This is a genomic window from Paracoccus sp. (in: a-proteobacteria) (assembly GCF_030604785.1).
Taxonomy (GTDB): Bacteria; Pseudomonadota; Alphaproteobacteria; order Rhodobacterales; family Rhodobacteraceae; genus Paracoccus.
The window spans coordinates 35,621-57,000 of sequence record NZ_JAUVVF010000011.1 but is presented as its reverse complement, the minus strand read 5'-3'; the positions used below and the strand labels follow the sequence as shown (position 1 = coordinate 57,000).

The window sequence follows — 21,380 nt, the reverse complement described above, 5'->3', positions numbered from 1 at the left end:
TTTCTAGGCACCGGGCAGCGGCGTTGCGGCGGCGCTGTCATCCTTCAGCGCGATCCCGGTCGCGCCGATGCGCCGCGCTTCGGTGATCAGCCACAGCAGGCGGTCTGCGGCGGCCTCGTGATCCAGACCGCCATTCATGTGGATGTTCGAGACGCAATTGCGCGCGCTGTCGCGCAGACCCGTCCGGGGTGCGCGCGTCAGATAGGCGCCCAGGCTGTCGGCCACCGAAAGGCCCGGCCTTTCGCCGATCAGCATCAGCACCATGGCCGCGCCCATCGCCTGGCCGATCGCATCGCCAAGCGCCACCCGCGCGCCCCGCGCCAGCACGATGGGCTGCCCGTCCAGTTCCGGCAGGCGGCGAACCAGCGCATGGACCAGCGGCGCCGCCTGCGCCATCACGGCGGGCGCCGACAACCCGTCGCCCACCACGATCAGCAAATCCGGCCTGCTGCATGGCAGATCGCCCTCGGCCAGCCGGCGGCCCAGATCGGGGCGGCGCAGATAGGTCGGGCGGTCGGTCGCGGCGCTGGCCGCGTGCAGGACCGGCAGCGAGTGCAGCGCACGGGCCAGTGCCGCCCAATCCACCGCGCCGTGGATCGCGTCGCGCGCGGCGGCATGATCCTGCTGGAAGGTCAGCAATTCCTCCATCGAAACGGGCCGCATCCCCGCCCGCAGCCGGACCCGCGCCGGGGTCAGACCGGCCAGCCGCGCCCAGGGGTCGGGCGCGCTCATGCCGGAAGGCCCAGCTTGCGCGCCATGGCACCGGGATCGGGCAAAGCATCCCGCCCCGCCAGACCGAAGGCCTGCAGCCAAGCCGCGAATTCGGGCGCAGGGGTCAGGCACGTCACCTCTCGCAGATAGGCGATATCCTCGAAGGCCAGGCTCTGATAGCCCAGCATCACGTCATCCGCCCCCGGCACGGCGATCACGAAATTCACCCCCGCCTGCGCCAGAAGCGTGGCCAGATTGTCCATGTCGTCCTGATCCGCCTCGACGTGGTTGGTGTAGCAGACATCCACCCCCATCGGCAGGCCCAGCATCTTGCCGCAGAAATGATCCTCTAGCCCGGCCCGGATGATCTGCTTGCCGTCGAACAGGTATTCCGGCCCGATGAAGCCCACGACCGTGTTCACCAGCAGCGGATCGAAGGCCCGTGCGACGCCGTAGGCGCGTGCCTCAAGCGTCTGCTGATCGACGCCGTGATGCGCCTCGGCCGACAAGGCCGAGCCCTGCCCCGTCTCGAAATACATCACGTTGCGCCCGACCGTACCGCGCTTCAGCGACAGCCCTGCCTGATGCGCCTCGGCCAGCATGGCCAGGGTGATGCCGAAGCCGTCATTGGCGGCCTCGGTCCCGGCGACGGACTGGAAGATCAGATCCACCGGCGCGCCGCGTTCGATCAGCGTCAGCGCGTTCGTCACATGGGTCAGGACGCAGGTCTGGGTCGGGATATCCAGCGCCGCCCGCATCTCGTCCAGCGCCGTCAGCATGGCGTGGCAATTGCCCAGATTGTCCGAGGCCGGGTTGATCCCGATCACCGCATCCCCCGCGCCCTGCAGCAGCCCGTCCAGCACGGCCACGGCGATGCCACGCGGATCGTCGGCGGGGTGGTTCGGCTGCAACCGAGAGGCCATGACCCCCGGCCCCCCGATCCGGTTCCGAAAGGCGGTTTCCACGCGGATCTTGCGGGCCACGCGGATCAGGTCCTGGTTCCGCATCAGCTTGCTGACCGCCGCCACCATCTCGGGCGTCAGGCCGGGCGCCAGCGCCCGCAGGGCCGCCCGATCGGCGGCGGGCGAGAGCAGCCAGTCGCGGAATTCACCCACGCTCATCGAGGCGACCGGGGCAAAGGCCGCGCGGTCATGACCGTCGATGATCAGGCGCGTGACCTCGTCGGTCTCGTAGGGGACAAGCGCGTCGTTCAGGAAGTTTGCCAAGGGCAGGTCCATCAGCACGCGGCGCGCGGCGACACGCTGCAGGGCGCTGTCGGCCGCAACGCCGGCCAGCTGGTCGCCGGACCGTTCCGGCGAGGCGGCGGCCATCACGGCCGCAAGATCGTCGAACCGGAACGTCTCGCCCCGCGCGCTGGCGCGATATGTCGTCATGAAAAAACCCCGGACAGCCGCGCCACATGATGGGGCGCCGCCACGCGAAAGGTCAAGAGACCAGACCGATCAGGTCTATTTCAGGGGGTTAGATGGTGCGGTCGAGAAGACTCGAACTTCCACTCCGGTTAAGGAACAGCGACCTCAACGCTGCGCGTCTACCAATTCCGCCACGACCGCATCCGGGCAGTGCGCGCCTGATAGCCGGTCCCGCGCGCCTTGAAAAGGGGAAAAACGCATCCCAGCGCGCATGGCCGGGATGCGCGTCAGTCCTGCGCCCGAAGCACCTGCGCAGGCCGCGCCGACAGGGGCCGCCAACCGAAGGCAAGGCCCGCCAGCAGTGTCGACAGAACGCCGCCCGCGACGATGCCGATGGCCGAGGCCGCGTCAAAGCGGAAATCGGTCTCCATCACGAAGCGCATCACCGCCCAGCCCGCAAGCCCGCCCCAAAGCAGCGCTACAAGCCCTGCCGCCGCCCCCAGAAGCGCCGAGCGCAGCGCGAAAGAGGCCAGCACCCGCCCACGCACCGCGCCAAGCGTCTTGAGCACCGCCGCCTCGAAGACGCGGGCGCGTTCGCCCGCCGCCGCCGCGCCGATCAGCACGACGAAGCCGGTCAGCAGGGTGGCCGCCGCCGCCCAGGATGTCGCGGCGGCGATCCCCGACAGCGCCTCGGCCGCGCGGTCGATGGCCTCGCGCACGGGAACGGCGGTGATGTTGGGGAAGCGGCTGCCCAGATCGCGCAGGATCGCGGCCTCGGCCTCGGGCGGGGCATAGACGGTGGCGATATGGGTATGCGGGGCCCCCTGCAGCGCCCCCGGGTTCATCGCCATGACAAAGCCGATGCCCGCCGTGCTGAAATCGACCTCGCGGAAGCTGGCGATGGTCGCGGTGATGTCGCGGCCGAGGATGTTGACCGTGACCGTGTCGCCAAGATTCAGGCCGATCTCGCGCCCGATCTCGTCGGACATGCTGACAAGGGGCGGGCCTGCGTAATCCTCGGGCCACCATTCGCCACGGGTCAGCACCGTGCCGGGCGGAGGCGCCGCCGCATAGGTCACGCCCCGGTCGCCGCGCAGCACCCAATGGCCCGGCGCGACCTCGGCGGCCGGACGGTCCTGAAGGCGCGTGATGATGCCCCGCAGCATCGGCGCGGTCTCGACATTCGAGACAAGGGGGTCATCATCCAGCCGGGCCATGAATTCGGGCAGCTGGTCGGTCTGGATATCGACGAAGAAATAGGCCGGGGCGCGTTCGGGCAATTCGTTCTGGATCGCGGATCGCAGGTTCGATTCGACCTGCCCCACGGCGGCCAGGACCGTCAGGCCCAGGCCGAGCGACAGGATGACCGACATCGCCTCTTCGCGCGGGCCTCCGATCGCGGCCAGTGCCAGCCGCAAGGCCGGGCGCCCCCGCACCAGCCGCGTGCGCGCCAGCGCCCGCGCGAGGCGCCGGACCAGCAGGGCGGCGACGACCAGCACGAGAAAGGCGCCGAGGATGCCGACCGCGGCCCCGAGCGCCAGTTCCGGCACACCCGAGAACCAGGCCGCAGCCCCGATAAGCACCGCCAGGGCCGCGATCATCGCCAGAAGATAGCGCGCCCTCGGCCAGCCCTCCGCCACGCCGCCCATACCCCGGAACAGGGCCGCCGCGCGGACCTGTTCACTGCGCGCCAGCGGCCAGAGCGTGAAGACGAAGGCCGTCAGAAGCCCATAGAGCGCCGCCTCGGCCAGAGGCGCGGGATAGAGGCCAAAGACCGCAGGCACCGGCAGACGGTCCGCCAGCAGCGGCGACAGGGCCAGCGGCACGCCCGCGCCAAGCACCAGCCCCGCCGCGATCCCCAGCAGCGCCATCACGCCGATCTGGATGAAATAAACCCAGAAGATCGTCCGCCCCGGCGCACCGAGCGTCTTGAGGATCGCGATCACCTCGGTCTTGCGCGCCAGATAGGTCCGCACCGCCGCCGAGACGCCGACGCCGCCCACGGCAAGCCCCGTCAGGCCGACCAGAACCAGAAAGGCCGCGATCCGGTCCACGAACATCTCGATCCCCGGCGCGCCGCGGCGGGCATCGCGCCAGCGCGCGCCGCTGTCGGGAAACGCTTCGCGCAGGGCCGAGCGCAGGGCGTCGGGATCGGCATCCGGCGCCAGCATCATCCGGTATCGGCTGTCGAACAGCGTGCCCGCGCCCAGAAGCTGGCTGTTGGCCAGTGCCTCGGTCAGGACCAGCGTGCGCGGCCCGAAGCCGAAGCCCGCCGCCCCCGCATCGGGTTCACTGACCAACGCCGCGGTCAGTTCGAATTCCTGCACGCCAAGCCGGAAGCGGTCGCCGATCTCAAGCCCCAGCCGGTCGCGCAGAAGCGGCTCGACCACCGCGCCGGGCAGGCCCGAAGGCTGAACCCCGAGCGCCTGCGCGATAGGCATGTCAGGCTCAAGCACCGCCTGACCGACCAGCGGCCAAAGCGCGTCCACGCCCTTGACCTGGGTCAGGGCGCGTTCGGCCCCGGCGCCCTCCCCCACGACCACCATGGAACGGAAATCGACTATTTCGGAAACGGTTAGGCTGTTTTCCTCGAACCATTCACGCTCCGCAGGGTCGGCGAAACGGTAGGTCAGGCTGACCTGCGCGTCGCCACCCAAGAGCGCCGCGCCTTCGCGTTCCAGACCCGCCTCGATCGCGGCGCGGACCGTGCCGACGCCGGCAATGGCCGCGACGCCAAGCGCAAGGCAGATCAGCAGGATCCAGAAGCCGCCAAGGCCACCGCGCAATTCCCGGCGCGCGATCCGGGCGGCGATACGCAGGCTCATTCGGCGGCCTGCGGGATGGCCGAGGCATCGATCCGGCCATCGGCCAGACGCACGACACGGTCACAGCGCGCGGCCAGGTCAGGAGCATGCGTCACCAGAACCAGGGTCGCGCCGTGATCGGCGCGCAGGCCGAACAGCAGGTCCATGATCGCCTGCCCGTTCGCGCCGTCCAGATTGCCGGTCGGCTCGTCCGCCAGCAGGATCGCCGGGCGCGGCGCGGCGGCGCGGGCCAGCGCGACGCGCTGCTGTTCGCCCCCCGACATCTGGCCGGGATAGTGGTCCATCCGCGCGCCTAGGCCCACACGGCGCAGTTCCTCGGCCGCGCGGTCGAAGGCGTCAGCCATTCCCGCCAGTTCCAGCGGGGTCGCGACATTTTCAAGCGCCGTCATCGTCGGGATGAGGTGGAAGGACTGGAACACCACCCCCATATTGCCCAGACGAAAGCGGGCCAGCGCGTCCTCGTTCAGGGCCGTCAGATCCTGACCAAGCGCCTGCACCCGCCCCCCAGTGGCGCGTTCCAGCCCGCCCATGACCATGAGGAGCGACGACTTGCCCGAACCCGATGGCCCGACCAACCCCACCGTCTCGCCGCGCGCCACGTCCAGCGTGATGCCCCGCAGGATCTCGACCGGACCGGCATTGCCTTGCAGCGTCAATCGGGCGTCTTCAAGGCGGATCACGGGCTCGGTCATCTCGTTCATCCCTGCTTTGCTTCGGCTTTTCGCACCTGCGGCAGGATATGGGGCGCGGCGCGCGCTGCGCAACCGCGCGGCGGTCACAATCCTGCCGGTGATGCTGGCGGCGTCGCCGGTAGCGGCGGAACCGCTGGTCCTGACGGCACTGGGCGACAGTCTGACGCAGGGCTACGGCCTGCCGCAGGACGAGGGTTTCGTCCCCGTGCTGCAGGATTGGCTGACCGATCGCGGCCATGACGTGACGGTGATCAATGCGGGCGTATCGGGCGACACGACGGCGGGCGGCGCGGCCCGCATCGACTGGACCCTGGCCGAGGCGCCCGATGCCATGATCGTCGCGCTTGGCGGCAATGACCTGCTGCGCGGGATCGACCCGGCCGCCAGCCGCGCCAATCTGGACGCGATCCTGACCGCGACCGGGGCGGCGGGCGTGCCTGTCCTGCTGGCGGGACTGCCCGCGCCCGGCAATTACGGCCCCGATTTCCGCCGCGACTTCGAGGCGATGTATGTCGATCTGGCCCAGGAACATGACGCGATCTTGGTGCCCGACTTCCTTGGCCCCCTTGGCGAAAAGGCGACGCAGGGCCTGTCCATCGCCGATCTGATGCAGGACGACCGCATCCATCCCAATGCCGAGGGCGTGCGCCAGATCGTCGCGGCCATCGGACCCGAGGTAGAACGACTTCTGGACCGCGCCCGCCAGCCCGATGCCCCATGACCTGCCGCTGACTGGCCCTGCCCGGTTGCGGGCAGGCGCGGGCCAAGCTATCCCCGGCCTGCACAGACAGGAGCGCCGCCCATGATCGTCATCGCCGCCGCCATCTTCGGAGCCCTGCTCGGCTGGCGCCGCGCCGCGCAATTGCGCGGCAACCGTCGCGACAAGGCGCAATATGCCTTTGCCTATGGGCTGGGCCTTGCGATGATCGGGGTCTTTGCCACGATCATCATTCACCGGATGGCCTGATGTTCCTGCCCTTCCTTGACAGCCTGCGCCGGAACGGGGTTCCGGTCTCGCTGCGGGAATGGCTGGATCTGATCGCGGGGCTTCAGGCCGGCGTCGCGGGCTGGACGGTCGAGGGCTTCTACCACTTTGCCCGTGTGGCGCTGGTCAAGGACGAACGGCATCTGGACCGCTTCGACCGGGCTTTTGCCGAAAGCTTCTCGGGGCTGGCCGAGATCCCGCTCGAGGCGCTGGTCAACGAACGCGCGCTGCCCCGCGAATGGCTGGAAAAGCTGGCCGAGAAGGTTTTGTCCGACGAGGAAAAGGCAGCGATCCGGGGCAGCGGCAGCTTCGAGGCGCTGATGGAGGCCTTGCGCGCGCGGCTGGCCGAACAGCAGGCTCGCCATCAGGGCGGCAGCAAGTGGGTCGGCACGGCGGGAACCTCGCCCTTTGGCGCCTATGGCTACAACCCCGAAGGCGTGCGGATCGGCCAGGATGCCAGCCGCCACCGTCGCGCCGTCAAGGTCTGGGACAAGCGCGAATTCCGCGATTTCGACGATTCGGTCGCCCTTGGCACGCGCAACATCAAGGTCGCGCTGAAACGCCTGCGCCAATGGGCGCGCCACGGTGCGGCCGAGGAACTGGACCTGCCCGCAACGATCCGCGCCACCGCCGATCACGGCTATATCGACGTGCAGACCCGGCCCGAACGGCGCAACGCGGTCAAGGTGCTGCTGTTTCTGGATGTGGGCGGCAGCATGGACGACCATATCCGCGTCGTGGATGAATTGTTCAGCGCCGCGCGGGCCGAATTCAAGCACATGCAGCATTTCTACTTTCACAACTGCATCTATGAAGGGCTGTGGACCGACAATCGCCGCCGCTGGACCGAACAGACGCCGACCTTCGATGTGCTGAACCGCTTTGGCCGCGATTACAAATGCGTGATTGTGGGCGATGCCTCGATGTCGCCCTACGAGATCGCCGTCCCGGGCGGCGCCAACGAGCACTGGAACCCTGAATCGGGCGAGACGTGGCTGCGCCGCCTGACCGGCGCCTTTCCCGACCATGTCTGGCTGAACCCCGTCCCCGAGGCGCATTGGCCGCATACCCAATCCATCGGCATGATCGGCAGTATCTTCGAGAACCGAATGATGCCCCTGACGCTGGACGGGCTGACGCGCGCCATGCGAATTCTGGGCTAAGCGCCGCAGGCTCTGGCAGGGCTGGCGCGTTGCGACCATATTGCGGGCATGCGCTATTTGCCCCTGCTTCTCCTGATCCTCTATCTGGCCGCGATGTGGTTCTTTTCCGCATGGCGCCTGAAACAGGAACTGAACCAGAAATCGACGCCACTGCGCCATCCGCGCCTGACGCCCATGCTGGAACGCCTGGGGCGCGCGATGGACCTGCCGCCGATCCAGGCCCATATCTACGAGGTCGAGCCTGTGAACGGGCTTGCCGCCCCGGACGGCCGCATCTTCCTGACGCGCGGCTTCATCCGCAAGCTGGATGCCTGCGAGGTCACGGCCGAGGAAATGGCCAGCGTCATCGCGCATGAGCTGGGCCATGTCAGTCTGGGCCATGCGAGGCGGCGGATGATCGACTTCGCGGGGCAGAACGCCATCCGGCTGGCGCTGGCAGGGGTTCTGGGGCGCTTTCTTCCCGGCCTTGGCGCATGGATCGCCAATCTGGTGGCCACAGCCGTGGCGGCCCGCCTGTCGCGTCAGGACGAGTTCGAGGCCGACCGCTTCGCCAGCGCCCTGATGATCAAGGCCGGTCTGGGGACCGAGCCGCAGAAATCGCTGTTCCGCAAGCTTGAACGGCTGACCGGCGCGCAGGGCGTGGGCGCGCCCGTCTGGTTCCTGTCGCACCCCCCCGCCCCGCAGCGCATCGCCGCGATCGAGGCGCTGGAGGCACGCTGGCGGGCACGCTGATTTTGCGTCGAATTCGTCCCGAGGGCTTGCCGCGCGGGGCGCAGGCTCTATTCTGCGTGGCGACAGAAAGGCCCTTCGGATGACCCGCCCCTTCCGCCGCCGCGTGCTGTATCTGCCGGGCTTCGACCCGATCCCGCCACGCCGCTACCGCGAACTCTATCGCCGCGAGGGTGCGGAACAGGCGCGGATCTCGGGCCATGAACTGTCCATGCTGCCAACCGGGCCCGACCCGCAGCGTTTCTCGTGGGGCGTCGCATCGCGCATGGGCGACGCCGAGGCGGAGACCCGGATCGAGGTTCTGGTCTGGTCCGACATCGTGCAGGCCTCGATGCGGGCGGGCATTCCTGGCACCTATGCCCAGCTTCTTCGCACCGCTTGGACCTATATCGCGACTGGCACGCTGACGCGGCTGATGCGGCTCAGGCGGGGGCCGGTCATCGCCGCGCTCTATCCGATCGCAATCCTGTCGGCGCAGTTCCTGCTGGCCGTGCTGGCGGGGCTTCTGGCGGGCTGGGCGATTGCGGCCCTCGCCGGGATCTGGGCCGGGCTTGTCGCGGGGCTGGCCGCGTTCTGCGGCATCCTGATCCTGGGGCGGCGGCTGGATCACCGGCTTTTCGCCTATTACCTGATGCATGATTACGCCTTTACCGCCGCCCATCGCGGCGCCTATCCGCAGGCGCTGGAGGAACGGCTGGCCGAGTTCCGCACCCGCCTGACCGAGGTTCTGGCCGAGGATCTGGACGAGGTTCTGGTCGTCGGCCATTCGTCGGGGGCCTATCTGGCGGTGTCGGTGCTGGCCGATCTCTTGCGTCAGGGCCGCCCGCAGGGGCCGGACCTGTCGCTGTTGACGCTCGGCCATGTCGTGCCCATGGCGGCCTTCCTGCCCGATGCGGGACGTCTGCGCGAGGATCTGGCCTGGCTGACGCGGCGCGACGACATCTTCTGGCTGGACGTGACCGCGCCGGGCGATGCCTGCTGTTTTGCGCTCTGCGATCCGGTCGCGGTCTGCGGCGCAGGGGGCGAGGGGCAGCTTTGGCCGCTGGTGATCTCGGCCGCCTATACGCAGACCCTGTCGCCCGAAAAGCAGCGCGAGATCCACAACCGTTGGTTCAGGCTGCACTTCCAGTATCTCTGCGCCTTCGACCGGCCGGGCGATTACGATTACTTTGCCATCACCGCCGGACCGCAGACGCTGGCGCAGCGTTTCGCGGGTCGCAAACCCTCGCCCGGACGGATCACCCGGCCGGTCGGCGCGCGGCCATGACTGCACCGCGCCCGCGCGGCGCCGAAGGGCGCGGCACTCTTCTGGGCCTGATGCGCGGCTTTCGGAGCGACCTCTTGGCCGCCCTGCCCGAACGGCTTTACCGCGCCTGGATGGCCGAGTTCCGCAATCCGCTGATCCACAGCTTTTTCTGCAACGATCCCAAGTTGTTGAAGGTCATTCTTCAGGAAAGGCCCGAAGACTTCCCGAAATCGAACCGGATGCGCGAGGGGTTGGCGCCGCTGCTGGGCAACGGGGTCTTCATCTCGAATGGCGAGGATTGGGCGCATCAGCGCCGCATCATCGACCCGGCCTTTGAAGGCGGACGCGTCCGGCACAGCTATGCCGCGATCCTCGATGCCGCCCATGCCGCCGCCGCCCGCCTGCCCGAGGGTCTGGTTGATGTCGAACCACATGCCGCCCATGCGGCGGCGGATGTGATCTTTCGCAGCCTGTTCTCGATCCCGGTCGAGCACGGCATCGCCGCCGAGGTCTTTTCCGCCTTTCGCGAGCATCAGGAGGCGCAGCCGCTGGTCAATCTGGCCGCGTTGCTGCCCCTGCCGCGTTGGCTGCCCCGCCCCCATTCGCACCGCACCAGGCAGACGGCAGGGCGCATCAGGAGCCTGATCGCGGGGCTGGTCGCGGAACGCATGGCGGCGATCCGGGCGGGGACCGCGCCCGACGATCTAGCGACCAAGATCATGACGACGCCCGATCCCCAGACCGGCGCCTGCTTCACCGAGGCCGAAATGATCGACCAGGTCGCGGTGCTGTTTCTGGCCGGGCACGAGACCAGCGCCTCGGTTCTGGCTTGGGCCCTGTGGCTTCTGGCCGAACATCCCGAATGGCAGGACCGCGTCGCGGCCGAGTCCGCGCTGCTGGGCGAGGATTTCGCCTGCGTCTCGCGACTGACGGCCAGCCGGGCGGTGTTCCGCGAGGCACTGCGGCTTTATCCCGCCGTCGCCATGTTCGCGCGCGAGGCCACGCGGCCCGAACGCTTCCGCGACCGTGACGTGCCGAAAGGGGCGCAGCTGACGATCTCGCCCTGGCATTTGCACCGTCATCAGCGGCTGTGGGACCGGCCCGACGATTTCGACCCGGCACGATGGGACAGCCCCGAGGGCAAGGCCAGCGCCCGGCAGGCCTATCTGCCCTTTTCCGCCGGTCCCCGCGCCTGCCCCGGCGCTGCCCTCGCCATGGTCGAGGGGCCGGTGATGCTGGCCGCCATCGCCGGCGCGCACCGGATGGAGGTCACGGAGCAACGCCCCCGCCCCGTGGCACGACTGACGATCCGGGCGGCGGACGGGGTCTGGCTGCGCCTGACCCCGCGCTAGAGCTTAGCGGAACAGGACCCGCGAACCGGGCGACCAGGCGAGCCGGGTGCGGGTGCCCACGCATTGCACATCCCGTCCGAAGACGTTGCGCATCGAGATGCGGACGACCTTGCCCGCCCCGTCCAGCCGCAGATCGTAATAGGTCATGTCGCCGTAATAGACGACCTCGTCGATCGTGGCCTCGGATTCGCGCGGTTGGTTATGGGCCTGACCCGGTGTCACCAGCGTCATCGTCTCGGGGCGGAAGCCGATGCTGGGGCCGTCATCATCGGGGCTGGCGCGGCTGATCTGGTCGGCGGGGATCTGGACCTGCCCGAGGCCCGCCACATCGACCAGCGCGCCCTGCCCGTCCTCGGACAGGATCGTCACCGGCAGGAAGTTCATCACGCCGATGAAATCCGCGACGCGGCGCGTGGCGGGGCGGGCGTAAAGCGCCTCGGGGCTGTCCATCTGCGCGATCTCGCCCTCGAACATCACGGCGATGCGGTCGGACATGACCAGCGCCTCTTCTTGGTCATGCGTCACCAGAACGAAGGTGATGCCAACCTGGCGTTGCAGCTTGATCAGCTCGACCTGCATCTGTTCGCGCATCTTGCGATCCAGCGCGGACAGGGGTTCGTCCAGCAGCAGCACCTTGGGCTTGAGGATCAGCGCGCGCGCCAGCGCGACCCGCTGGCGCTGCCCGCCCGACAGCGCATGCGCCGCCCGCGCCCCGTAGCCGCGCAGGCCGACCATGGCCAGCGCCTCTTCGACCGCCGCCGCCTTTTCGGCCCTGGACCTCGGATCGCGGCGAAGGCCGAAGGCCACGTTCTCGGCAACCGCCAGATGCGGGAAGATGGCGTAGGACTGGAACACCATGTTCGTCGGCCGCTTGTTCGCGGGCACCTCGTCCATGCGGCGTTCGTCGATCAGGATCGCGCCGTCGCTGATCCCCTCGAACCCGGCAATGGTGCGCAGAAGCGTGGTCTTGCCGCAGCCCGACGGCCCCAGAAGCGAGAAGAACTCACCCGCGCGGATGGTCAGGTCGATCCCGCGCAGCGCGTGGTATTCGCCGTAATACTTGTGGACGCCGTGGCATTGGATCATCGGCTTTTCGGTCACAGCAACCCTCCGGTGGGCTTGCCGCCGATGCGGGCATTGCCCCGGCGACGGAAATATTCGCCGAGCGCCAGAAGGACGACCGACAGGATCACCAGCACGGTCCCGAGCGCCATGATGACCGGGATCGCGCGCGGAAAGCGCAGCTGGCTGAAGATGTAGGTGGGCAGCGTCGGCTCGTTCCCCGCCAGGAAGAAGGCGATGATGAACTCGTCCAGACTGATGGTGAAGCTGATCAAGAGCGCGCTGATGATGCCCGGCATGACCAGGGGCAGCGTGACCAGCCGGAAGGCGCCCCATTTCGTCTCGCCCAGATCATAGGCGGCCTCTTCAAGGCTGCGGTCAAGGCTGGAAAAGGCCGTGGACAGGACCGCGATCGCATAGGGCATGCAGATCAGCGTATGTCCGACAATCACCGTCAGGATCGACAGCTGCACCCCCATGCCCAGCAGAACGACCAGCAGCGACATGGCGACGATGATCTCGGGCAGGACCATGGGCAGCATGATGAAGCCCATCACGCCGCCCTTCAGCGGAAAGACATAGCGCGTCGAGGCGCGCGCCGCGAAGATCCCCAGGCAGGTCGCCAGAATCGAGGCCGAGACCGCGATGGTCAGCGAATTCGACAGGGCCCGCCGCAGCGTCGCATTGCCCCACATCTGCGCGAACCATTCCGTCGTGAAGCCCTGCAGCGGAAAGGCGATCACGGTTCCCGAATTGAAGGCGAAGATCGGCAGAAGCAGGATCGGCGCATAGAGAAACAGCAGATAGAGGATCACATAGGCCTGAAGGCCGCGCCCGGAATTGGCCTTCATCAGCGCCCCCTCAGAAAGCGGCGGTTCAGCGCCAGGAACAGCACGCTGACCAGCGCCACGATCACCATCGTCGTCACCGCCAGCGCCGAACCAAGCGGCCGGTTGTCCAGCGCCAGCATCTGCACCTGGATGAGGTTCGCGATCATCGGGATCTTGCCGCCGCCGATCACTTCGGGGGTGACGTAATCGCCGATGGTCGGGATGAAGACGATCAGCACCGCCGCGATCACCCCCGGCATGGCCAGCGGCAGCGTGACGCGCCAGAAGGTCATCAGGCGGCTCTCGCCCAGATCGCGCCCGGCTTCCAGAAGCGAGCGGTCGATCTTTTCCAGCGCGATGAAGATCGGCAGGATCGCAAAGGGCGCATAGGCATGGGCCAGCGTGATCACGATGGAATTGACGTTGTAGAGAATGAAGGTCAGCGGCGCATCGATGATGCCAAGGCCGGTCAGCGTCGTGTTGACCACCCCGTTGAAGCCCAGGATCACCTTCCACAGGAAGACCCGGATCAGGTAGCTGGTCCAGAAGGGAATGGTGATCAGGAACAGCCACATCGCCTTGCGTTCCGGGCGGACATGGAAGCTGACGTAATAGGCGACCGGAAAGGCCAGCACGACCGTCACCAGCGTCACCATCGCCGCCACGCCAAGCGAGCGCAGCATCACCACCCGCACGATGGGATCGGTGAAGACCTGCGTGTAATTCGCAAGCGTCGGCTCGCGGATGATCTCGAGATAGCCGTCGGTCAGGAAGCTGGTCGCCAGGATGGTCAGCAGCGGCGCCGCAAGGATCAGCAGCGCGAACAGAAGCGGCGGCGAGATCAGGGCCAGCCCTGCCCGCCCCTCGGCATCAAGTCTGCGTCCGGCCATTATTCCCCCGCCATCATGGCCGCCTGCGCGACCCCGTCCGCCAATTCCTTCCATAGCGCGGGCGGCAGGAAAAGAGCCTTTTTGCGAGGCCTCACCGCCACCAGCGCCCTGTCACCGCCAGACGGGCCAGCGACGCCCGGCGCTGAAAGGCCGAAATGGCGGGAACTTCGGTGAAGGCGTCGATGCGCCCTGCCGCGATTTCGGACAGAAGGCGCGGCACGCGGGGGCCGGGATAAAGCGCCGCTGCCGTGCGCTTGGGCAGCTTGCGATGCATCCGGGCAGCTATGCGAAGCCCGTCGCGGGCGGCCTCGGCCAGCAGGGCCAGATCCTCCGGGTCCGGATCGGCCAGGCCCAGGCCCATCGGCTGAAGCTGCGGCAACGCGCGCAGCCAGGCGGCCAGCCCCGCGCCCCGTGCCTGGGCCGCGACGATCTCGCGCGCGCCGTCGGGCGCGCCCAGCCGCGAGGCAGCCGCCCAGACCAGCCCGCCCGCCGTGGCATCGACATAGGCGATCACCTCGGCCGGCCCCTCGAAGGGTTCGCGCGCGCAATCGCGACGACGAGCCTCGGCCAGCGGCTCCAGCGTGCCGGCATCGGCGCCCCAGATCTCCCAGAGCGGGGTCAGAACGTCATGCAGGGGCGGCGCGGTGCCGCGCCCCATCTCGGCCAGCCTATCCACCCACCATTGCAGCCGCATCTCGGCCAGCATCGGCTCGGCCGATTGAAAGGGCGCCCGCGCAATCTCGAGGTTCAGCGCGTAGAGCGTGACGAGGGCGGGCCGGTCCTGCGGATCGGCCACCAGAACGGCGCCGAAGCGCAGGGGGTCATGCTCGCGCAGCGTCTCGGTGCAGGCTTCTAGGGTCATGTCGCTGAAATGCCGTGCTTCGCTGCGATAGCGGAGACTTGGGACAAGTCGGCCTGCTGCTCGCGCTTGTAGGTGATGCCACCATCGGGGTCATAGCTCAGGGTGATGCCGATACCGGTCAAGTCTGCGCGGATTGCGTCTGCAGTTGCGAAATCCTTCGCTTTTCGTGCCTCGGCCAGCTTCTGGACAAGCAAACGGACGAGAGGTTCGACACTCAGCGAACCCGCAATCCATTCCGTCGACTTTGCGTCCTCATACCACTCCGACATCTCGGGCAGAAGCAGCCCCAGCATCCGCGCCGAGGCCAGCAGCCCCGCCGCATCGCCGCGCGCCGCCAGATCGTGCAACACCGCAAAGGCGCCCGCCGTGTTCAGGTCGTCGGCAAGCGCCTCGACCAGCGCGGGCGCCGGGCTTGTTGCGGGTTCGATGCCCGCAACAAGCCCTCGCCACCGCCGAAGCACGGCTTCGGCCTCGGCGGCCTTCGCTTCGGTCCAGTCCATCGGCTTGCGGTAATGCGTGGACAGCATCACGAAGCGGATCACCTCGCCCGGCACGCCGCGATCCAGCAGGTCGCGGACGGTGAAGAAGTTGCCAAGCGACTTGGACATCTTCTTGCCCTCGACCTGCAACATCTCGTTGTGCAGCCAGTAGCGGGCGAACCCCTCGGCGGGATGGGCGCAGCAGCTCTGCGCGATCTCGTTTTCGTGATGGGGGAATTGCAGGTCGATGCCCCCGCCATGGATGTCGAAGGACGGCCCCAGCAGCGCCGCCGACATGGCCGAGCATTCGATATGCCAGCCCGGACGTCCCCGCCCCCAAGGGCTGTCCCAGCCCGGCAATTCGTCATCCGAGGGCTTCCACAGCACGAAATCCATCGGGTCGCGCTTGAAGGGCGCGACCTCGACCCGCGCACCCGCGATCATGTCATCGACCGAACGACCCGACAGCTTGCCGTAATCGGGAAAGGACCGCACGTCGAACAGCACATGCCCCTCGGCCTCGTAGGCATGGCCGCGCGCGATCAGGTCCAGGTTCATCTGGATCATCTGCGCGATATAGGCGGTGGCGCGAGGCTCTGCCACGGGCGTCACCTCGCCCCGGATATGGGGGCGCATGGCGCCAAGCGCGTCCATGTCGGCGTGATACCAGGCGATGGTCTCGTCCGAACGCTCGGCCACCAGCGCCTCCAGCGACAGGGCCGAGCCCGCGGCCTTGCGGCGCTGCGCCTCGGCGTTGATCTTGTCATCCACGTCGGTGAAGTTGCGCACATAGGTCACGGCTTCGCGGCCATAGACGTGATGCAGCAGCCGTACCAGCACGTCGAAGACCAGCACGGGCCGCGCATTGCCCAGATGGGCGCGGTCATAGACGGTCGGCCCACAGAGATAGAGGCGCAGATTGGTCGGGTCGATCGGCTGGAAATCCTCTTTCCGGCGCGTGCGGGTATTCGTCAGGCGGATCTGCACCATCTGGGGCCTCTTGCGTCAGGTCGGGCAGGCTTAGCGCATCGTCCCGCCGCTTTCCACCCAGGCAATCTGGCGCGGCAGGCTATGGGCGCGCAGGTCATAGCCATCAAGAATCGTGCGGCGCGCGGCCTCGCGCAGGCTTTCGGCCCGAGGGTCGCCCGCAAGGCCCCGGACCAGCGCCGCCGACAGTCCTTCGCGGTCGAAAAATCCCGCCAGATGCCCGTTTTCGCCGTCGCGGATCAGTTCGCGGACAGGTTGGGTATCCGAAGCCACGACATAGGCGCCCGCCGCCATCGCCTCGGTCAGCGACCACGACAGGACGAAGGGATAGGTCAGGTAGCAATGGACCCGCGCCACCTGCAGCAGCGACAGGTAGTCGCCATAGGGCACCCGGCCCAGGAAATGCAGGCGCGAGAGGTCCAGCCTGCCCTGCAGCTCGGCCAGCAGCATGGCCTTCCAGCTGGACGCCTCGGCCGGGGCCGCCCCGTAGCTGACCCCGTCCCCGCCCACGATCACCACCTGCGCGCCGGGCCGGGCGGCCATCACCTCTGGCAAGGCCCGCATGAAGGCGTGAAAGCCGCGATAGGGTTCCAGCGAACGCGAGACGTAAGTGAGCACCTCGTCGCCCGCCCGCAGCAAGACCCCCGAGGGCAGGGTCAGGCTGGCCTGCGGATCGGGCCGCACACGGTCGGTGTCGATCCCGTCGTGGATCACGGTGATCTTGCCGCGCAATTCGGGCGGAAAGCTGTCGGCCTGATAGCGGGTCGGCGCAATGGCGGCATCGGCCTGCACCATCGCCTGCACCAGATGGGCCGAACGCGCGACCGTCAGGAACCGCGTCTCGTCGCGGTCGGGGCTGATCTCGGGGTCGAAGCCCACGTCATGGCCGCGGGTGCGATACATCAGCTCGGCATAGAGCAGCAGGCGCGCCTCGGGCCAGATCTCGCGCAAAAACAGCGTCTCGCCCCATCCGGGATGGCCGATGATGATGTCGGGCGAGAAACCGTGCCGGTCGCGCAGCGCCCGCGCCCCCCGCGCCGCCATCAGACCGCGTTCGGCATAGTCGGAATAGGTCCGGCCAAGCGCGCTGGCCCCGGCCACGGGCTCGGGCGCCTTGTAGCGCAGGGTCGTGACGGGGCTGGGGCGCTGGTTCTTCTCATCCGTCAGCGCCAGAACCTCGTGGCCGCGCGCGGCCAGGGCCGGTGCCAGATGCGGGAACTGGCCGGGAAAGTTCTGGTGAACGAAAAGGATCCTCATTCCGCCGCGACGGGAAAGGCGGCGGCCAGAAGCGCGCGGGTGTAATCCTCGCGCGGGGAATCGTAGATCTGCGCGGTGTCGCCCTGCTCGACCACATCGCCGGCGCGCATGACCATGATCTTGTGCGACATGGCGCGCACCACGCGCAGATCGTGGCTGATGAACAGAAAGGCCAGCCCGTATTTGCGCTGAAGCCCGCGCAGAAGCTGCACGATCTGGACCTGCACCGTCATGTCCAGCGCGCTGGTCGGCTCGTCCAGCACCACGACCTTGGGGCGCAGGATCATCGCGCGGGCAATGGCGATGCGCTGGCGCTGGCCGCCGCTGAATTCATGCGGATAGCGGTGCATCAGATCGGGGTTCAGCCCCACCTCGGCCATGATCTCGGCCACCATCTGGCGGCGGTCACGGCCCGGCTCGACCCCGTGGACGCCCAGGCCCTCGGCGATGATCTGTTCGACCGTCATGCGGGGCGACAGGCTGCCATAGGGGTCCTGAAAGACGATCTGCATGTCGCGGCGCAGGCGGCGCAACTGCTTGCCGCCCCATCGCGAAATGTCCTGCCCCATATACAGGATCGGCCCCTGGCTTTCGATCAGCCGCATCACCGCCAGTGCCAGCGTGGTCTTGCCGCTGCCCGATTCGCCCACGATGCCAAGCGTCTCGCCCGCGCGCAGGGTCAGGCTGGCGGCGTTCACGGCCTTCACATGCCCGACCGTGCGGCGCAGAAGCCCCCGCTGGATCGGAAACCAGACCCGCAGATCGCGCGTCTCGACCAGAACCGGCGCGTCTGCGGGGATCGGTTCGGCCAGGCCCTGAGGCGCGGCGGCCAGCAGCTTCTGCGTGTAGGGGTGCTGCGGATCGGCAAAGATCGCCTCGACCGGGCCCTGCTCGACGATCTCGCCGTCCTTCATCACGCAGACCCGGTCGGCGATGCGGCGCACGATGCCCAGATCATGGCTGATGAACAGCATAGACAGCCCCTCGGCCGCCTTGAGTTCCGCCAGAAGGTCAAGGATCTGCGCCTGAATGGTCACGTCCAGCGCGGTCGTGGGCTCGTCCGCGATCAGCAATTCGGGGCCGTTGGCCAGGGCCATGGCGATCATCACCCGCTGGCGCTGCCCGCCAGACAATTGGTGCGGATAATCGGCCAGCCGGCTTTCCGGGTCGCGGATGCCCACGCGGGTCAAAAGCTCGACGATCCGCGCCCGCGCCGCAGCACCGGTCAGGCCCTGATGCAGGGCCAGGCTTTCGGCCAGCTGCTTTTCCAGCGTGTGCAGCGGGTTGAGCGAGGTCATCGGCTCTTGGAAGATAAAGCTAATGTCATTGCCCCTGATCTGGCGCAGCAGCTTTTCCGGCGCGCCCACCAATTCGCGGCCCGCATATTTCACCGATCCCTCGACCAGCGCCGAGGCGCCCAGAAGCTGCACGGTCGACAGCGCCGTCACCGACTTGCCCGACCCGGATTCGCCCACGATGGCGACGGTCTCGCCCCGCGCGATCTGGAAACTGACGCCGCGCACGGCCTGATGGACGCGGCCCTCGGATCGAAAGCCGATGCGAAGATCGCTGACCGACAGGACCGCATCCGAAGCGGGGGCGGGCCTTGCCTCGGTCCGGGGTGCGCCGGGGATCGTGCCGCCATGGCGTTCCTCAAGCGGCAGGGGGGCGCCCGCGGGCGCGCCCGGAACCGGATGCGGGCGGAGGGGCGGCTGGCTCATCGGAAGGTCTTTCGCGGATCGAACGCGTCGCGGATGCCCTCGAAGATGAAGACCAGCAGCGACAGCATGATAGCAAAGGTGAAGAAGGCCGTGAAGGCCAGCCAGGGCGCCTGCAGGTTCTGCTTGGCCTGCAGCGCCATCTCGCCAAGCGAGGCCGAGCCTGCGGGCAGCCCGTAGCCCAGGTAGTCCAGCGCCGCCAGCCCGCTGATCGTGCCGGTCACGACGAAGGGCAGCATGGTCAAGGTGGCGACCATCGCGTTGGGCAGGATGTGGCGGAACATGATCTTGCGGTCGCTGACCCCCAGCGCGCGGGCGGCGCGGACATATTCGAAGTTGCGCGCCCGCAGGAACTCGGCCCGGACGACGCCGACCAGCGCGGGCCAGCCGAAGAGGATCGTCACGAAGACCAGCAGCCAGAAACTTCGCCCGAGGATCGCGAACAGGATGATGATGACGTAAAGACCCGGCGTCGAGGCCCAGATTTCCAGGATGCGCTGAAAGACCAGATCGGTCCGCCCGCCGAAATATCCCTGGATCGCCCCGGCCGCGATGCCGATGGTCGAGGCGATGACCGTCACGATCAGAGTGAACAGGATCGAGGTCCGGAACCCGTAGATCACCCGCGCCGTCACGTCGCGCGCGGTGTCATCCGTGCCCAGCCAGTGGTTCGCATCCGGCGCGCTTGGCGCGGTGCCGACATTGTTGATCGTGCGGTAGTGATAGGGGATCGGCGGCCAAATCATCCAGCCCTGCTCGGCCGCGGGCACATCGGTCAGGCCCGCGCGGACATCGGCCATGAAGCCCTCGGGGTCGTCCCAGCAATCCTCGCGCCCGCCCGAGACGATGAGGCACTGGACCTCGGCCTCGCGATAGACGGCCTCGGTGCCGAAATCGCCGCCGAAGGCGGTCTCGGGGTAGAACTGGTAGGCGGGCCAGTAAAGCTCGCCTTGGAAGCGCACGACGATTGGTTTGTCATTGGCCACGATCTCGGCCAGCATCGCCACCACGAACAGGACCGAGAAGATCACCAGCGACCAGAAGGCCCGCCCGTTGTTGCGGAAATTGCGCCAGCGGCGGCGGTTCAGTTCGGACATGGCCATCAGCCCGCCCTCTTCTCAAAGTCGATGCGGGGATCGACGAAGACATACATCAGGTCGGACAGGATGCCGACGACAAGGCTCATCAGGCCAAAGACATAGAGCGTGCCGAAGATCACCGGATAATCGCGCTGCACGGCGGCCTCGAAGCCCAAGCGTCCCAGACCGTCCAGCGAGAAGATCGTCTCGATCAGGATCGACGAACCGAAGAAGACGCCCAGAAACATGGCCGGAAAGCCCGCAATCACGATCAGCATCGCGTTGCGGAAGACGTGGCCGTAGAGCACGCGGCCCTCGGTCAGACCCTTGGCGCGGGCGGTGATGACATACTGCTTGTTGATCTCGTCCAGAAAGCTGTTCTTGGTCAGCAGCGTCAGCGTCGCGAAGCTGCTGATCGTGGCGGCGGCGACGGGCAGCGTGGCGTGCCAAGCGTAATCCTTGATCTTGCCCCAGAGCGTGAGGTCGGCGAAATTCTCGCTGGTCAGGCCGCGCAGGGGAAAGATCTGCCAGTAGCTGCCGCCCGCGAACAGCACCATCAGCAGCACCGCGAACAGGAAGGCCGGGATCGCATAGGCCATGATGATGATGCCCGAGGTCCAGGTGTCGAACCGCGTGCCGTCGCGCACCGCCTTGCGGATGCCGAGCGGGATCGAGATGATATAGGCGATCAGCGTGGACCAGAGGCCAAGCGTGATCGAGACGGGCATCTTCTCGACCACCAGATCCACGACGCTGATCGACCGGAACCAGGACGTGCCGAAATCAAAGCGCAGGTAGTTCCACAGCATCTGGAAGAAGCGTTCGACCGGCGGCTTGTCGAAACCGAATTCGCGTTCCAGCTGGGCGATGAATTCGGGCGGAAGGCCCCGCGCGCCCTCGTAGCCCGAGGGCGCCTGCTGGCCCGCCTCGGCGCCCCCGCCCGAGATGTTGCGGAAGACGTCGCCCTCGCCCTGGATCTGGGCGGCGATCTGTTCGATCGGGCCGCCCGGCACGAACTGGGTCAGCGTGAAGTTGACCAGCATGATCCCGAACAAGGTCGGGATGATCAGCAGCAAACGCCGCAGGATATAGGCGCCCATCTTTCCCTGCCCCTTTTCAGGCCGCGACCCCTTGGCGGGT

The 21,380-nt window shown here is 67.7% G+C and carries 19 protein-coding genes and 1 tRNA gene; 6 read left to right on the top strand and 14 right to left on the bottom strand.

Annotated features, from left to right (window positions below):
* Positions 1-3 precede the first annotated feature (3 nt).
* From eutC to QAR72_RS05690, 5 genes are all read right to left on the bottom strand, one after another.
* Positions 4-732, bottom strand: a complete 729-nt coding sequence (eutC, locus tag QAR72_RS05710; protein ID WP_304616401.1) for an ethanolamine ammonia-lyase subunit EutC — start codon at positions 730-732, stop codon at positions 4-6.
* Positions 729-2,105 (bottom strand): ethanolamine ammonia-lyase subunit EutB, encoded by a 1,377-nt coding sequence (locus tag QAR72_RS05705; RefSeq protein ID WP_304616400.1) that lies wholly within the window; start codon positions 2,103-2,105, stop codon positions 729-731. The genes eutC and QAR72_RS05705 overlap by 4 nt, the downstream gene beginning before the upstream one ends.
* A gap of 93 nt (positions 2,106-2,198) precedes the next feature.
* Positions 2,199-2,285: transfer RNA gene (locus tag QAR72_RS05700), tRNA-Leu, on the bottom strand.
* 86 nt (positions 2,286-2,371) lie between these two features.
* Complete coding sequence (locus QAR72_RS05695; protein ID WP_304616399.1) at positions 2,372-4,909, bottom strand: ABC transporter permease; 2,538 nt, start codon at positions 4,907-4,909, stop codon at positions 2,372-2,374.
* Positions 4,906-5,601, bottom strand: coding sequence for an ABC transporter ATP-binding protein (locus tag QAR72_RS05690; protein WP_304616412.1), 696 nt, complete (start codon positions 5,599-5,601; stop codon positions 4,906-4,908). Before QAR72_RS05690 ends, QAR72_RS05695 begins: the two co-directional genes overlap by 4 nt.
* 100 nt (positions 5,602-5,701) lie before the next feature.
* Between QAR72_RS05690 and QAR72_RS05685 the strand changes: the two genes are divergently transcribed.
* The 6 genes from QAR72_RS05685 (at position 5,702) to QAR72_RS05660 (ending at position 11,076) form a co-directional block, all read left to right on the top strand.
* The gene (locus tag QAR72_RS05685; RefSeq protein WP_304616398.1) at positions 5,702-6,322 is read left to right on the top strand and encodes an arylesterase; all 621 of its coding nucleotides are present in this window, start codon (positions 5,702-5,704) and stop codon (positions 6,320-6,322) included.
* 81 nt (positions 6,323-6,403) lie between these two features.
* On the top strand, positions 6,404-6,568 hold the full coding sequence (locus tag QAR72_RS05680) for a hypothetical protein (protein ID WP_304616397.1): 165 nt from the start codon (positions 6,404-6,406) through the stop codon (positions 6,566-6,568).
* Positions 6,568-7,749 (top strand): vWA domain-containing protein, encoded by a 1,182-nt coding sequence (locus QAR72_RS05675; protein WP_304616396.1) that lies wholly within the window; start codon positions 6,568-6,570, stop codon positions 7,747-7,749. The genes QAR72_RS05680 and QAR72_RS05675 overlap by 1 nt, the downstream gene beginning before the upstream one ends.
* A gap of 48 nt (positions 7,750-7,797) precedes the next feature.
* Positions 7,798-8,481: a M48 family metallopeptidase gene (locus QAR72_RS05670; protein ID WP_304616395.1), complete on the top strand. Its 684-nt coding sequence runs from the start codon at positions 7,798-7,800 to the stop codon at positions 8,479-8,481.
* A 79-nt stretch (positions 8,482-8,560) separates the two neighbouring features.
* Entirely contained in the window at positions 8,561-9,745 is a 1,185-nt protein-coding gene (locus QAR72_RS05665) for a hypothetical protein (RefSeq protein WP_304616394.1), read from the top strand.
* A complete protein-coding gene (locus QAR72_RS05660) occupies positions 9,742-11,076 on the top strand; it encodes a cytochrome P450 (protein WP_304616393.1) in 1,335 nt (444 codons plus the stop codon). Before QAR72_RS05665 ends, QAR72_RS05660 begins: the two co-directional genes overlap by 4 nt.
* Positions 11,077-11,079: 3 nt before the next feature.
* Here QAR72_RS05660 and QAR72_RS05655 read toward each other — a convergent pair whose 3' ends face one another.
* From QAR72_RS05655 to QAR72_RS05615, 9 genes are all read right to left on the bottom strand, one after another.
* Positions 11,080-12,162, bottom strand: coding sequence for an ABC transporter ATP-binding protein (locus QAR72_RS05655; protein WP_304616411.1), 1,083 nt, complete (start codon positions 12,160-12,162; stop codon positions 11,080-11,082).
* Positions 12,163-12,173: 11 nt separating this feature from the next.
* Positions 12,174-12,989: an ABC transporter permease gene (locus QAR72_RS05650; RefSeq protein WP_304616392.1), complete on the bottom strand. Its 816-nt coding sequence runs from the start codon at positions 12,987-12,989 to the stop codon at positions 12,174-12,176.
* Positions 12,989-13,858: an ABC transporter permease gene (locus tag QAR72_RS05645; protein ID WP_304616391.1), complete on the bottom strand. Its 870-nt coding sequence runs from the start codon at positions 13,856-13,858 to the stop codon at positions 12,989-12,991. Before QAR72_RS05645 ends, QAR72_RS05650 begins: the two co-directional genes overlap by 1 nt.
* 91 nt (positions 13,859-13,949) lie before the next feature.
* Positions 13,950-14,720, bottom strand: a complete 771-nt coding sequence (locus tag QAR72_RS05640; protein WP_304616390.1) for a squalene/phytoene synthase family protein — start codon at positions 14,718-14,720, stop codon at positions 13,950-13,952.
* Complete coding sequence (cysS, locus tag QAR72_RS05635; protein ID WP_304616389.1) at positions 14,717-16,189, bottom strand: cysteine--tRNA ligase; 1,473 nt, start codon at positions 16,187-16,189, stop codon at positions 14,717-14,719. Before cysS ends, QAR72_RS05640 begins: the two co-directional genes overlap by 4 nt.
* Positions 16,190-16,219: 30 nt before the next feature.
* Positions 16,220-17,443, bottom strand: coding sequence for a glycosyltransferase (locus tag QAR72_RS05630; protein ID WP_304616388.1), 1,224 nt, complete (start codon positions 17,441-17,443; stop codon positions 16,220-16,222).
* A complete protein-coding gene (locus tag QAR72_RS05625) occupies positions 17,440-19,164 on the bottom strand; it encodes an ABC transporter ATP-binding protein (RefSeq protein WP_304616387.1) in 1,725 nt (574 codons plus the stop codon). The genes QAR72_RS05630 and QAR72_RS05625 overlap by 4 nt, the downstream gene beginning before the upstream one ends.
* The gene (locus QAR72_RS05620; RefSeq protein ID WP_304616386.1) at positions 19,161-20,264 is read right to left on the bottom strand and encodes an ABC transporter permease; all 1,104 of its coding nucleotides are present in this window, start codon (positions 20,262-20,264) and stop codon (positions 19,161-19,163) included. The genes QAR72_RS05625 and QAR72_RS05620 overlap by 4 nt, the downstream gene beginning before the upstream one ends.
* Positions 20,264-21,340 carry a microcin C ABC transporter permease YejB gene (locus QAR72_RS05615; protein WP_304616385.1) on the bottom strand — a complete coding sequence of 359 codons (1,077 nt, stop codon included), beginning with the start codon at positions 21,338-21,340 and terminating at the stop codon, positions 20,264-20,266. The genes QAR72_RS05620 and QAR72_RS05615 overlap by 1 nt, the downstream gene beginning before the upstream one ends.
* Between the last annotated feature and the right edge of the window lie 40 nt (positions 21,341-21,380).